This window comes from Methylobacterium gnaphalii, from assembly GCF_007992215.1.
Taxonomy (GTDB): domain Bacteria; phylum Pseudomonadota; class Alphaproteobacteria; order Rhizobiales; family Beijerinckiaceae; genus Methylobacterium; species Methylobacterium gnaphalii.
In genome coordinates, this window is sequence record NZ_BJZV01000001.1 from 354,756 (window position 1) to 367,842 (window position 13,087).

General features: G+C 66.8%; 10 protein-coding genes. 4 read left to right on the forward strand and 6 right to left on the reverse strand.

The genetic code is table 11. The features are described 5' to 3' along the window. Positions 1–4 precede the first annotated feature (4 nt). The 3 genes from proS to MGN01_RS01665 all read left to right on the forward strand — a co-directional run bounded on the left by proS (position 5) and on the right by MGN01_RS01665 (position 3,636). On the forward strand, positions 5–1,330 hold the full coding sequence (gene proS / locus MGN01_RS01655; protein ID WP_147044820.1) for a proline--tRNA ligase: 1,326 nt from the start codon (positions 5–7) through the stop codon (positions 1,328–1,330). A 274-nt stretch (positions 1,331–1,604) separates the two neighbouring features. Further along, the gene (locus MGN01_RS01660; protein WP_147044894.1) at positions 1,605–2,909 is read left to right on the forward strand and encodes a lipoprotein-releasing ABC transporter permease subunit; all 1,305 of its coding nucleotides are present in this window, start codon (positions 1,605–1,607) and stop codon (positions 2,907–2,909) included. Between the two features lie 16 nt (positions 2,910–2,925). After that, positions 2,926–3,636 (forward strand): ABC transporter ATP-binding protein, encoded by a 711-nt coding sequence (locus MGN01_RS01665; RefSeq protein WP_147044821.1) that lies wholly within the window; start codon positions 2,926–2,928, stop codon positions 3,634–3,636. 56 nt (positions 3,637–3,692) lie between these two features. Here MGN01_RS01665 and MGN01_RS01670 read toward each other — a convergent pair whose 3' ends face one another. Next, the gene (locus tag MGN01_RS01670; RefSeq protein ID WP_147044822.1) at positions 3,693–3,932 is read right to left on the reverse strand and encodes a hypothetical protein; all 240 of its coding nucleotides are present in this window, start codon (positions 3,930–3,932) and stop codon (positions 3,693–3,695) included. A gap of 321 nt (positions 3,933–4,253) precedes the next feature. Next, a complete protein-coding gene (locus tag MGN01_RS01675) occupies positions 4,254–4,847 on the reverse strand; it encodes a PAS domain-containing protein (protein ID WP_147044823.1) in 594 nt (197 codons plus the stop codon). A 589-nt stretch (positions 4,848–5,436) separates the two neighbouring features. On the opposite strand from MGN01_RS01675, the gene dnaE reads away from it, so the two are divergent. Continuing rightward, positions 5,437–8,958, forward strand: a complete 3,522-nt coding sequence (gene dnaE / locus MGN01_RS01680; protein WP_147044824.1) for a DNA polymerase III subunit alpha — start codon at positions 5,437–5,439, stop codon at positions 8,956–8,958. Positions 8,959–9,024: 66 nt separating this feature from the next. Here dnaE and MGN01_RS01685 read toward each other — a convergent pair whose 3' ends face one another. From MGN01_RS01685 to gltX, 4 genes are all read right to left on the reverse strand, one after another. Next, entirely contained in the window at positions 9,025–9,429 is a 405-nt protein-coding gene (locus MGN01_RS01685; RefSeq protein WP_147044825.1) for a VOC family protein, read from the reverse strand. A 136-nt stretch (positions 9,430–9,565) separates the two neighbouring features. Beyond that, entirely contained in the window at positions 9,566–9,979 is a 414-nt protein-coding gene (locus MGN01_RS01690) for a hypothetical protein (RefSeq protein WP_147044826.1), read from the reverse strand. Positions 9,980–10,158: 179 nt separating this feature from the next. Further along, entirely contained in the window at positions 10,159–11,448 is a 1,290-nt protein-coding gene (locus MGN01_RS01695) for a citrate synthase (RefSeq protein ID WP_147044827.1), read from the reverse strand. 200 nt (positions 11,449–11,648) lie between these two features. After that, the gene (gene gltX, locus MGN01_RS01700) at positions 11,649–13,046 is read right to left on the reverse strand and encodes a glutamate--tRNA ligase (RefSeq protein WP_147044828.1); all 1,398 of its coding nucleotides are present in this window, start codon (positions 13,044–13,046) and stop codon (positions 11,649–11,651) included. Positions 13,047–13,087: the final 41 nt, after the last annotated feature.

Genomic DNA, 13,087 nt, shown 5'->3' on the forward strand with positions numbered 1-13,087 from the left:
TTCGATGCGTCTCACCCGCTACTTCCTGCCGACGCTCCGCGAGACGCCCAAGGAAGCCGAGATCGTCTCGCACCGCCTGATGCTGCGTGCCGGGCTGATCCGCCAGGAAGCCGCTGGTATCTATGCCTGGCTGCCACTCGGCCTTCGCGTGCTGGACAAGGTCTGCGCGATCATCCGCGAAGAGCAGAACCGCTCGGGCGCCATCGAGATCCTGATGCCGACCATTCAGTCGGCCGATCTCTGGCGCGAGTCCGGCCGCTACGAGGCGTATGGCAAGGAGATGCTGCGCATCAAGGATCGGCACGACCGAGACATCCTCTACGGTCCGACCGCCGAGGAAGTCGTCACCGAGATCTTCCGGGCGAGCGCACGGTCGTACAAGGATCTTCCGAAGAACCTCTACCAGATCTCCTGGAAGTTCCGGGACGAGGTGCGCCCGCGCTTCGGCACCATGCGCTCGCGCGAGTTCCTGATGAAGGATGCCTATTCCTTCGATCTGGACCAGGCCGGCGCACGGCACGCCTACAACAAGATGTTCGTCGCCTACCTGCGCACCTTCGCGGCGATGGGCCTGCGCGCCATCCCGATGCGGGCCGATACGGGCCCGATCGGCGGCGATCTCAGCCACGAGTTCATCATCCTCGCCCAGACCGGCGAAAGCGAGGTGTTCTGCGACCGCGCCTATCTCGATTTCGAGATCCCGGCCGCCAACATCGACTTCGACGATATCCCAGGGCTGCAGGGCACGGTGGATTCCTGGACCTCGCACTACGCGGCCACGGACGAGATGCACGACGAGGCGGTCTTCGCCGAGGTGCCGGAGGAGGCGCGCATGTCCGCGCGCGGCATCGAGGTCGGCCACATCTTCTATTTCGGCACGAAGTACTCGGCGCCCATGAAGGCCGTGGTCACCGGTCCCGACGGCAAGGAAGTGCCCGTGCATATGGGCTCCTACGGCATCGGGCCGAGCCGTCTGGTGCCTGCGATCATCGAGGCGAGCCACGACGAGGCCGGTATCATCTGGCCGGATTCCGTTGCGCCCTTCGACGTCGCGCTGATCAACCTCAAGGTCGGTGACGCTGCGGTCGACGCGGCCTGCGCCGAGATCGAGAGCGAGCTCCAGTCCGCGGGCCTCACCGTGCTCTACGACGATCGCGACGAGCGGCCCGGCGCGAAATTCGCGACCGCCGACCTGATCGGTCTGCCCTGGCAGGTGATCGTCGGGCCGAAGGGGCTCGCCGACGGCAAAGTGGAACTGAAGCGCCGCGCTACCGGCGAGCGCGAGCTGATCGCGCCGGTCGATCTGGTCTCCCGGCTGAAGCGACTCTGATCCGGGAAACCGTCCCGACCACGCTTGAAGGATGGCGGGGCGGTCGATCGTGCTTCGAGGCTCGCTTCGCGAGCATGTCAGCGCGAGGAGCGGCATTGGTGGCAGGACTGCCCCAGAGTGACAAAAAGAAACGGTTCGGCCTCGGTGGCCACAATGTTGCAGCGTTTCCCCTGCCATGGGTCAAGGGCCGGCGGAGCCGGTGTCGATCCTTGCCGCCTCGGATGACGGCTCTCATGACCAGGACGAGGCGGATCATCACGTGGCGGGATTGACGATGGAGGGAGCGGCGGGGCTCGCCGGGCGTGTGAAGCGGTTCGCCGGCGGGCTCGGGAAGGGCGCGACGCTGCCCTTCTGCGGCTTCGAGTGGATGATCGCTCTGCGCTACCTGCGCGCGCGTCGCCGTGGCGGCGGCGTCTCCGTGGTGGCTCTGTTCTCGGTGATCGGCATTGCGCTCGGCGTCGCGAACCTCATCATCGTGCTCTCGGTGATGAACGGCTTCCGCTCCGAGCTGCTCTCGAAGATCGTCGGCCTCAACGGCCATGTCTTCGTCACGCCGATCGATCGCGCGCTCACCGATTACGCCGACCTCGCCGACCGCCTGGAGAAGGTGGCCGGCGTGCGCTCGGCGATCCCCCTCGTCGAGGGGCAGGCCTTCGCCTCCTCGCCCTATGGCGGCAGCGGCGTGCTGGTGCGCGGCGTTCGGGCTGAGGATCTCGACAAGATCGCTACCGTCTCGAAGAACCTGAAGAGCGGCACGCTGCACGGCTTCGACGACGGCACCGGCGTCGCCATCGGTGCGCGGCTCGCCGACAGCCTCGGGCTGCAATCCGGCGACCAGATCACCCTCTCGACGCCGAAGGGGGCGACCACGCCGTTCGGCACGGCGCCGCGGCAGAAAACCTACACGGTCAAGGCGGTGTTCGAGATCGGCATGACCGAGTTCGACCAGACCTTCGTGTTCATGCCGCTGACCGAGTCCCAGGCCTTCTTCAACCGCGAGGGCGACGTCAGCCATATCGAGATCTATCTCGACAATGCCGATTCCGTGGCCGAGCTGCGCAGCGACCTAGAGATGGCGGCAGAGCGCCCGGTGCTGCTCACCGACTGGCGCCAGCGCAACCGCACCTTCTTCGGCGCGCTCGAGGTGGAGCGGAACGTGATGTTCCTGATCCTCAACCTCATCGTGATCGTGGCGACGCTGAACATCATTTCCGGCCTGATCCTGCTGGTGAAGGACAAGTCGAGCGACATCGCCATCCTGCGCACCATGGGCGCGACGCCAGGCACGATCATGCGCGTGTTTCTGCTGAACGGCGCGCTCATCGGCATCGTCGGCAGCCTCGCCGGGCTGGTGCTCGGCGTGGTCTTCACGCTGAACATCAAGCCGATCCAGCGCACGCTCTTCCCCGGCGCCTGGGACCCGACGGTGCGCTTCCTCGCCGAGATCCCGGCCGAGATGAACACCGGCGAGGTCACGACGATCGTGCTGACCTCGATCGCGCTCGCCCTCGTGGCGACCCTCTATCCCTCCTGGCGCGCCGCCCGGACCGATCCGGTGCAGGCGCTACGATATGGCTGAACACGGACCGACCACCATGGCCACCGAAGCGGCGGCCGGCGCACAGCCGGTGCCTGCACTGTTCTTCGCCCGCGTCGAGCGGCGCTACACGCAGGCCAAAGGCGCGCTCGAGATCCTGCGGGGCGCCGACCTCGCGATCTGGCCGGGGGAGCTTGTCGCGCTGGTGGCACCGTCGGGCACCGGCAAGTCGACGCTGCTGCACGTCGCCGGCCTGCTGGAGCGGCCCGATGGCGGCGAGGTCTTCATCGGCGGTCGGCCGACCTCGGCCATGTCCGATGCCGAGCGCACCCGCATCCGTCGCGAGGAGATGGGTTTCGTCTACCAGTTCCACCACCTGCTGCCCGAGTTCTCGGCGCAGGAGAACGTGGTGATGCCCCAGCTCATCCGCGGCCTCGGACGCGGTGAGGCGCGCACGCGCGCGGCGGAGCTGCTGAGCTTCCTCGGCCTCGGCGAGCGCATGACGCACCGCCCGGCCGAGCTGTCGGGCGGCGAGCAGCAGCGTGTCGCCATCGCCCGCGCCGTGGCCAATGGACCGCGCCTCCTCTTGGCCGACGAGCCGACCGGCAACCTCGATCCGCAGACCGCGGGCCATGTCTTTGGGATTCTGCTGTCGCTGGTGCGGGCCTCGGGCCTCGCGGCGCTGATTGCGACCCACAACATGGATCTCGCCTCGCGCATGGACCGCCGGGTGACCATCCGGGACGGGCTGATAGAGCAGATCGACTGACGCTCTCTCTCTGAACGCCGCTTGGTCGGGGCGGGGAGTTCGGTCGCCGGCCGCGTTTACTCCGCGCTGCCGTCGGCCTGTTCGCGGACGAAGGCGAGGCAGCGCTCGCGCGTGCCTTCATCAGTGATGGTGAGGAACAGCGATACGAGCTCGTGCGCCATCCGGGCCTCTGTCGAGAACGACAGATCGCCGTCATTCGCCGCGGTCGCATTCGTATTCAGGCTCTCAGTCTCACCGCGAGCCCAGTCCGGGCGCGAGATCCAATCGAGTGAGGGCTTGCCGTTCCCACCGGTCATCCGGGACTCCTGCGCGACGCGATGGCTTCAGATTGCTGGAAGCTCAGTTTTGTACAACTGAAATGGTGCGGGCACTAGCTAGGTCCGGCCAACAATATCGCGACTGCCCCTGGCATGGATTGCGAGGTGGGGAGGCGCCTTCAATCCAGGCCAGCTTTGGGATTACTCACGCAGTCTTGAGGTCGAACGTTCCAATGGCTGATACGCGACTGTGCGGGTCTGCGCCCGACCAGCGCTCCCCGATGCTCGCTGCGGCGCGCCAAGGATGCCGGATGGGTCGATTTCAGCCGAGAAATGACCGGAATACGGACGTGTTGCGGCTCACTGCAGCCGCTGATCACCCGGCGGGCGCGTCCTGACCTTCAGTTCCCGCTGCAACTCGATGAGGAGCATGTCGATCAGGTTCTTGAGGATCGGCGTACCAAGCGAGGTGATTGCGATGCGTGCTGCGAGCACCGAGTCCAGCAGGTGGTTGATGACCCGGATCGCATCGGGACCCTGCCATTTGCCGTCGCCCCGCGTATCGGTGACATCGACGGCGACGCCAAGGCAACGGAAGCCTCGGCCCTCCTCGTCCTTCTCCACCTGTCCGCGCGCCGCTACCCAACGATAGGTCCCGGTGCCGCCGATCATGCGAAATTGGGACTCGAAGCGGCCGGCCGTCCGGTGCGCGACCGTCACGGCATCGCAGACGCGCTCCCGGTCCTCCGGGTGCACGCCCTCGAAGAAAGTGTCCAGCGAGATGCCCGCTTGTGCGGCCTCGTCGTCGACGCCGATCAGGCCGGCGAAGGCTCCGGACGGATAGACCGTTTTGGTCTCGAGATCGGTCTCCCAGGTGCCGACGAAGCCGCAGGCATTCAGAGCGGATTGCAGAGCCGGTTGGGCTGCTCTCTCGGGTTTGCGGACGGATGCCATGAGGGGTGCTCTCTGTCGCTCGGGCGCGGTACCGACCCTAAGCACGCATGCGTGACGACGCTACTTTGCGCCGCGTCCAATGATCTGACTGTAGTCCAATATCACCATGTCGAGCGGTGTGCGCAGCCAGAACGTGCCGGTTGCCGCAATCATATGACGAACCGAGCGGCAGAGCGGCCGGTTCGGCGAACGCTGGCGCTGCCATCGTTAACCACAGCCCGACATCGCCTCGCCCACAGGCTTTACACAGAACAAAGCAAGAACAAAAATCGCTCCATCAAACGGGAGCAAGCGCAGTCATGATCCGGAACAAGCTTCTCACCAGCCTGGTCGAGTTCACGGCATTCAGCCTTTTCTCGGGTGCGATCGGTCTCTGGGTCGTAGCCTTGACCCCGATCCACTGACCAAGGGTTTCCGCCGAAGATCCGTCCACAGCGGAATGCGTTCGCGCGTATGCTGACGGGAAGGCCCAGCCCAGGCGCAGATGCCGCAGGAGCACGCGCGGTGGATATCGAGTCCAAAGCCCTCCGGCCGCATCGACCCTCGGCGCAGACTCGCCGATGGTGGCCGGCCGCAACGAAGGCTTCTCATGGCGCGCGTGTTGAAGGAGGTCGGCTTCGTCCACCTCCATGTCCATTCCTCCTATTCCCTGCTCGAAGGTGCCCTGAAGGTCGCCGATCTGGTGAAGGCGGCGGTCGCGGACCGGCAGCCGGCCCTGGCGCTCACCGACACGAACAACCTGTTTGGCGCCCTCGAATTCTCGGAGAAGGCCGCCGGCTCGGGGCTGCAGCCGATCGCGGGGATACAGCTCACGGTCTGTTTCGAGGAGCCCGACCCGAAGGTGCGCGGCTCCACGGCCGGCACGGGCAACCTCGTGCTGCTGGCGCAGGACGCTGCCGGCTACGGCAACCTGCTTCGGCTGGCGAGCCGGGCCTATTTCGACGTGCCCCTCGGCGAGCCGCCCCGCGTGATGGCCGAAGCCCTGCGTGAGTCCAGCGCGGGGCTGATCGCGCTGACCGGCGGCGGCAGCGGACCGCTCGACTCCGCCCTGCGGGCCGGCAAGGCCGAGCTCGCCCTGCGCCGGCTCACCCGGCTCAAGGAGGCCTTCGGCGAGGAGAACCTCTACGTCGAGCTGCAGCGCCACGGACTCGACGACGAGCGCATGATCGAGCGTGAGCTGATCGGCCTCGCCGATCGGCACGGCCTCGGACTGGTGGCGGCCAACGAGCCGTTCTTCTCGAAATCCGCCGATTACGACGCGCACGACGCGCTGCTTGCCATCGCCGAAGGTCGCGTCGTCTCCGACGAGCGCCGCCGCCGGCTGACCCCGAAACATGCCTTCCTGTCGCGGGCAGACATGAAGGCTCTGTTCGCCGATCTGCCGGAGGCGCTCACCGCGACCGTCGAGATCGCGATGCGCTGCGCCGTCCGCGTGCGCACGCAGAAGCCGATCCTGCCGAATTTTTCGCGGGTCGCGGCCGGTGAGACACCGAACATGGCCGACGCCATCGCGGATGCCGCCAGCACCGTGCCCGAGCCGGTGGCGGCCGATGAACCGACCGAGCTGCGCCGGCAGGCCGAGGCCGGGCTGGAGCTGCGCTTGAAGCAGCACGGCACCGCGCCGGGCTTCACCGAGGACGATTATCGCACGCGCCTCGCCTTCGAGCTCGACGTGATCACCCGGATGAAGTTTCCGGGCTACTTCCTGATCGTCTCCGACTTCATCAAATGGGCCAAGGACCACGACATTCCCGTCGGGCCGGGCCGCGGCTCGGGCGCCGGCTCGGTGGTGGCCTGGTCGCTGCTGATCACCGACCTCGACCCCTTGCGCTTCGGTTTGCTCTTCGAGCGCTTCCTCAATCCCGAACGCGTCTCGATGCCGGACTTCGACATCGACTTCTGCGTCGAGGGCCGCGAGCGCGTCATCCGCTACGTGCAGGAGCGTTACGGCGAGGAGCAGGTCGCGCAGATCATCACCTTCGGTACGCTGCTCGCCCGCGGCGTGCTGCGCGATGTCGGCCGCGTGCTCGAAATGCCCTACGGCCAGGTCGACAAACTGACCAAGCTCGTGCCGCAGAACCCGGCCAACCCGGTCACGCTGGCCCAGGCCATCGAGGGTGAGCCGAAGCTGCAATCGGCCATCGAGGAGGAGCCCATCGTGGCCCGCCTCATGGAGATTGCGAAAAAGCTCGAGGGCCTGCACCGCCACGCCTCGACCCACGCGGCCGGCGTGGTGATCGGCGACCGCCCGCTCGAGCAGCTCGTCCCGCTCTACCGAGACCCGAAGACGGGCATGCGGGTGACCCAGTTCAACATGAAGTGGGTTGAGCAGGCCGGCCTCGTGAAGTTCGACTTCCTCGGTCTCAAGACCCTGACGATGCTCAGGTGCTGCACCGATCTCTTGAAGCAGCGCGACATCCATATCGACCTCGCCTCGCTCCCCCTCGACGACAAGAGCACCTACGCGCCGATGGGCCGGGGCGAGACGGTCGGCGTGTTCCAGGTGGAATCCGCCGGCATGCGCAAGGCGCTGGTCGAGATGCAGGCCGACCGCTTCGAGGACATCATCGCCCTCGTCGCGCTCTACCGCCCGGGCCCGATGGCCAACATCCCGGTCTATTGCGAGCGCAAGCTCGGTCGCGACGCCGGCAACGAGGCGGCCTGGTACCCGCACGAGAAGATCGCGCCGGTGCTGAAGGAGACCTTCGGCATCATCGTCTACCAAGAGCAGGTGATGGAGATCGCCAAGGTGCTCGCCGGCTACTCGCTCGGCGAGGCCGACATGCTCCGCCGCGCCATGGGCAAGAAGATCCGCGCGGAGATGGACGCCCAGCGCGAGCGCTTCGTGAAGGGCTGCGTCGAGCGCGACCTCACCAAGGCCAAGGCCAACGAGATCTTCGACCTGCTCGCCAAGTTCGCCGATTACGGCTTCAACAAGAGCCACGCGGCGGCCTACGCGCTGCTGACCTACCAGACCGGCTACCTCAAGGCGAACTATCCGGTCGAGTTCCTCGCCGCCGCGATGAACCTCGACATGGACGTCACCGACAAGCTCGCCGAGTTCCGGCAGGACGCGCAGCGCCTCAAGATCACCGTGGTGCCGCCCTCGATCAACGAGTCGGGTGTCACCTTCGAGGTGCGCGAGGGCCGGATCTATTACGCGCTCGCCGCGATCAAGGGCGTCGGCCGCGCCGCCGTCGAGTCCCTGGTCGAGGCGCGCGGCGACCGGCCCTTCAAGGATCTCGCCTGCCTCGCTCGGCGCATGAATCCGCGCCACGTCAACAAGCGCACCCTGGAGGCGCTGATCGCTGCCGGCGCGCTCGACTGCATCGAGCCCGACCGTTCCCATGCCTGGGCCGCCGTCGAGCCGATGATGAAGATGGCGCAGGGCGCGGCCGAGGCCGAGAGCACCGGCATCGACGATATGTTCGGCGGCGTCGCGGCGAGCGGCGTGGAGCTGCGCATCCCCAGCCACGAGCTCTGGCCGACGGCCGACACGCTCAAGCGCGAATACGACGCCATCGGCTTCTTCCTCTCGGGCCACCCGCTCGACGAGTACGGCGACCTCCTGCAGAAGCTGCGCGTCCAGAGCTGGGCCGAGTTCTGCCAGTCGGTGCGCGCCAATGGCGGCGGTTTCGGCCGCGTCGCAGCCTCCGTGCTCGACCGCGCCGAGCGCCGTACCAAGAGCGGCAACAAGATGGGCATCGTCACGCTCTCGGACCGCACCGGCCACTTCGAGGCGATCATCTTCCAGGAGGGGCTGGTCCACTACCGGGACATCCTGGAGCCCGGAAAGCCGTTGGTGCTGACGCTTCAGGCCAACCTCGAAGGCGAGGACGTTCGCGCCCGCATCACCACCGCCGAGCCCCTCGATGCGGCGGTGGCCAAGCACCAGAAGGGCATGCGCATCTTCCTGCGCGACGACCGTCCGATCGGATCGGTACAGCAGCGCCTGACCATGCGCGGCGAGGGGGAAGTCTCGCTGATCCTGATCCTCGACGGCGGCGAGCGCGAGGTCGAGGTGAAACTGCCGGGCAAATATCAAGCCGGTCCGCAGGTCGCCGGAGCGCTGCGGGCGGTGCCCGGGGTTGTGCAGGTGGAGGTGAGTTAGGGCGGCCAGCACCTCTCACCGTCATTCCGGGTTCTCGCTTCGCGAGCCCCGGAATGACGATGGGGCCTACTGGAACCGCCACCCGCGCTGCAGCACCTCGATCTTGTACCCGTCCGGATCCTCGATGAAGAAGAACCTGGCCTTTCCACCGCTGGAATGGGCGAGTTCCTTGATGTCCTTCGGCGCCAGGCCCTCGGCCGCGATCCGGGCATGCGTGGCGTCGAGGTCGGCGACCGAGAAGGCGATGTGGCCGTAGCCGTTGCCGAGATCGTAGGCCTCGCTCTGGCTCTTGTTGACCGTCAGTTCCAGCTCGAAGCCCGAGGCGGCGTTCGACAGGTAGATCAGGGTGAACGTCTCGAAATCGAGGCGGTCGGCGATCTCGAGCCCGAAGGCCTTGCGGTAGAAATCGAGCGAGCGCCCCTCGTCACGGATGCGGATCATGGAATGGATCAGCTTCGGCGTGTCGGTCATGCGCGTGTCCCGTCTTCGATGGCGGCGTGACCGCGGAAGTAGGGCTGTCCTCGCCGGATGGGTAGAGGAGCCTCGTGCCGCGAGCCCGCATACTATCCTCAGGATGAGTGGGGGCGGCGCGGGTGAGGGGACGTGCTCAGCCCTTCGCGGAATCGAGCTCCGTGAACGGCTCCGTCCGGTGCCCTTCGCAGACCTCGTTCTCGTCGCGGAGGATGGTCAGGACGCCGCCCTCGTCGCGGATCACCGCCTTCGGCCGCTCGCCCTTGCCGAAGCTGCGGCCTGTCATGTGGCTGGTCACGCAGTAGAGGATGCGCCCGCCATCCTCGAACGGACCGGCGATGCGGCTCTTCTCGAAGCGGACCGGGATCAGCGAGATCGCGCCGAAATCGACCTGCCTCAGGGCGAGTGCCGCGACGCGCTCGCGCGTGGTTCCGGCGGCGGCGGGAGCGGGCTTTCCTGGATCGGCCTTCATGCAGCCGCCGGCTGGAAGCCCCACGGCGCCGAGACCGGCCGCCAGGACAACTCGCAACGCTGACCGGTTCGTGCCCATCGTGACGCTCGCCTCCGGGGCCGGAGCGTAGCTATGCCCGTGCAGGGCGAAGAGTGCGGGCCGGCCACAACCGATGCGGTGGCGGCACCTGTCCACAGCTTCGATCCGGGTCCTTCGAGGCCCGCCGAAGCGGGCCCCTCGGGCTGAGGTGGTTGGGCTGGAAAGAGAGTCCGAAGCCCTCAGCCGCGCTGGCCGATGGGGATGTAGTCGCGCTCGGCCGGGCCGACATAGAGCTGGCGGGGGCGACCGATCTTCTGGGCCGGGTCCTGGATCATCTCCGCCCACTGGGCGATCCAGCCGGTGGTACGGGCCACAGCGAACAGCACCGTGAACATCGAGGTCGGGAAGCCGAGCGCCTTCAGGGTGATGCCCGAGTAGAAGTCGATGTTCGGGTAGAGCTTCTTCTCGATGAAGTACTCGTCCTTCAGCGCGATCTGCTCGAGCTGCACGGCGACCTCGAGGAGGTCGTCCTTGATGTTCAGCTCCTTCAGCACCTCATGCGTGGTCTTCTGCATGATGCGCGCGCGCGGATCGTAGTTCTTGTAGACGCGGTGGCCGAAGCCCATCAGGCGGAACGGATCGTTCTTGTCCTTGGCCTTGGCGACGTATTTGGCGACGTTGTCCGGCGTGCCGATCTCCATCAGCATCTTCAGTGCCGCCTCGTTGGCACCGCCATGGGCCGGGCCCCACAGGCAGGCGATGCCGGCGGCGATACAGGCAAAGGGATTGGCACCCGAGGAGCCGGCCAAGCGCACCGTCGAGGTCGAGGCGTTCTGCTCGTGGTCGGCGTGCAGGATGAAGATCTTGTCCAGCGCCCGGGCGTAGATCGGGTTGACCTGGAATTCCTCGCACGGCACCGCGAAGCACATGCGCAGGAAGTTCGAGGTATAGTCGAGGTCGTTCTTCGGATATACGAACGGCTGGCCGATCGAGTACTTGTAGGCCATCGCAGCGAGCGTCGGCATCTTGGCGATCATGCGCAAGCTGGCGATCATCCGCTGGTTCTCGTCCGAGATGTCGGTCGAGTCGTGGTAGAAGGCCGAGAGCGCGCCGACACAGGCGACCATGATCGCCATCGGGTGCGCGTCGCGGCGGAAACCCTGGAAGAAGCGGTTCATCTGGTCGTGCACCATGGTGTGGCGCGTGACCCGGTAGTCGAAATCGGCCTTCTGGGCGGGTGTCGGCAATTCGCCGAACAGCATCAGATAGGCGGTCTCAAGGAAGTCGCCCTGCTCGGCGAGCTGCTCGATCGGGTAGCCGCGATAGAGCAGCACGCCCTCGTCACCGTCGATATAGGTGATCGCCGACTCGCAGGAGGCAGTCGAGGTAAATCCCGGATCGAAGGTGAAGGCGCCGGTCTGGCCGTAGAGCTTGCCGATATCGACGACGCTCGGACCGATCGTGCCGGTCTTGATGGGAAGTTCGACGTTCTTGCCGTCGACGGTGATGGAGCTGGCGGAAACGCTCATGGACGCGCGGACCCTTTCTCGCGACGGGCAGCACCGGTCCGGAGATCGCCGGGGCGAACCCTCCGGACAGAAGCGGAACCGCAGCTTTGCTGCAGTTGCTCACTGGTGCACGGGTTAGCGGATCGATGCGCAGCCAGCAACGGGGCGGGTCCCGTTGCCAGTGTGTTGCGTTGCAAAACCTTTACGATCGGAGACTATTGTCACTGCCCGATTTGGTCGCGCAGGCGCGCCAGGGCCTCCTCGCGCCCGAGCACGGCCATAACGTCGAAGAGCGGCGGCGAGGTCGCCCGTCCGGTGAGCGCCGCGCGCAGGGGCTGCGCGAGCTGGCCGAGCTTCAGGCCCTGTGCCTCCGCGAGCCGGCGGATCTCGCCCTCGGTGCTCGCCGCCGTCCATTCGGTCAGGGCTTCCAGGGCCGGGAGCGCCAGGCGCAGGCGCGCTCGCGCGTCCTCGCCGAGCAGGCCCTTGGCCTTGTCGTCCAGCGCCAGCGGCCGAGCAGCGGTGAGGTAATAGGCGCTGTCGATGAGTTCGACGAGCGTCTTGGCGCGCTCCTTCAGGCCCGGCATCGCCGCGATCAATTTTTCGCGAAGATCCGGCGCCATCGGCTCCGGCACGATGCGCTGGATCGCCTCGACCAGGGCGGCGTCCTCGCTCTCGCGGATGTAGCGGCCGTTGAGGTTCTCGAGCTTGGCGAAATCGAACCGTGCCGGCGAGCGGCCGATCGCCTTGAGATCGAAGGCCGCGACCATCTCCTCGGTGGAGAAGACCTCCTGGTCGCCGTGGCTCCAGCCGAGGCGCACGAGATAGTTGCGGAGCGCTGCGGGCAGGTAGCCGAGGTCGCGATAGGCATCGACACCGAGCGCGCCGTGGCGCTTCGAGAGCTTGGCCCCGTCTGCACCGTGGATCAGCGGAATATGCGCCATGGCCGGCACGTCCCAGCCCAAGGCCTTGTAGATCTGCGCCTGACGGGCCGCATTGGTGAGATGGTCGTCGCCGCGGATGATCTGGGTGACGCCCATGTCGTGGTCGTCGACGACGACGGCGAGCATGTAGGTCGGCGTGCCGTCCGAGCGCAGCAGGACGAGATCGTCGAGATCCTTGTTCTGCCAGGTGACGCGGCCCTGCACGGCGTCCTCGACCACCGTCTCGCCCTCGCTCGGGGCACGCAGGCGGATCACCGACTTGGCGCCGGCCGGCGCCTCGGACGGGTCACGGTCGCGCCAGCGGCCATCGTAGCGCGGGGCGCGGCCCTCGGCACGGGCCTGATCGCGCATCTGCTGGAGCTCTTCGGCCGTGGCGAAGCAGCGATAGGCATGGCCGGCGGCGAGCAGCGATTCCGCGGCCTCTCGATGGCGCTCGGCGCGGGCGAACTGGAAGATCGGCTCGCTGTCCCAGTCGAGGCCGAGCCAGCGCATGCCGTCGAGGATCGCGTCGATGGCGCCCTGCGTGGAGCGCTCGCGGTCGGTATCCTCGATGCGCAGCAGCATCCGGCCGCCGAAGCGGCGGGCATAGAGCCAGTTGAACAGGGCCGTGCGCGCCCCGCCGATATGCAGGTAGCCCGTGGGCGAGGGCGCGAAACGCGTAACGACGTTGGACGGCATCGAGAGGCTGACTGCTGAGAGGGTGTGAGATGGCAGGATCT

Excerpts from the sequence above, each read along its gene's own strand:
- proS (WP_147044820.1), top strand. The coding sequence starts at position 5 with ATGCGTCTCACCCGCTACTTCCTGCCGACGCTCCGCGAGACGCCCAAG.
- MGN01_RS01660 (WP_147044894.1), top strand. The coding sequence starts at position 1,605 with ATGGAGGGAGCGGCGGGGCTCGCCGGGCGTGTGAAGCGGTTCGCCGGC.
- MGN01_RS01665 (WP_147044821.1), top strand. The coding sequence starts at position 2,926 with ATGGCCACCGAAGCGGCGGCCGGCGCACAGCCGGTGCCTGCACTGTTC.
- MGN01_RS01670 (WP_147044822.1), bottom strand. The coding sequence starts at position 3,932 with ATGACCGGTGGGAACGGCAAGCCCTCACTCGATTGGATCTCGCGCCCG.
- MGN01_RS01675 (WP_147044823.1), bottom strand. The coding sequence starts at position 4,847 with ATGGCATCCGTCCGCAAACCCGAGAGAGCAGCCCAACCGGCTCTGCAA.
- dnaE (WP_147044824.1), top strand. The coding sequence starts at position 5,437 with ATGGCGCGCGTGTTGAAGGAGGTCGGCTTCGTCCACCTCCATGTCCAT.
- MGN01_RS01685 (WP_147044825.1), bottom strand. The coding sequence starts at position 9,429 with ATGACCGACACGCCGAAGCTGATCCATTCCATGATCCGCATCCGTGAC.
- MGN01_RS01690 (WP_147044826.1), bottom strand. The coding sequence starts at position 9,979 with ATGGGCACGAACCGGTCAGCGTTGCGAGTTGTCCTGGCGGCCGGTCTC.
- MGN01_RS01695 (WP_147044827.1), bottom strand. The coding sequence starts at position 11,448 with ATGAGCGTTTCCGCCAGCTCCATCACCGTCGACGGCAAGAACGTCGAA.
- gltX (WP_147044828.1), bottom strand. The coding sequence starts at position 13,046 with ATGCCGTCCAACGTCGTTACGCGTTTCGCGCCCTCGCCCACGGGCTAC.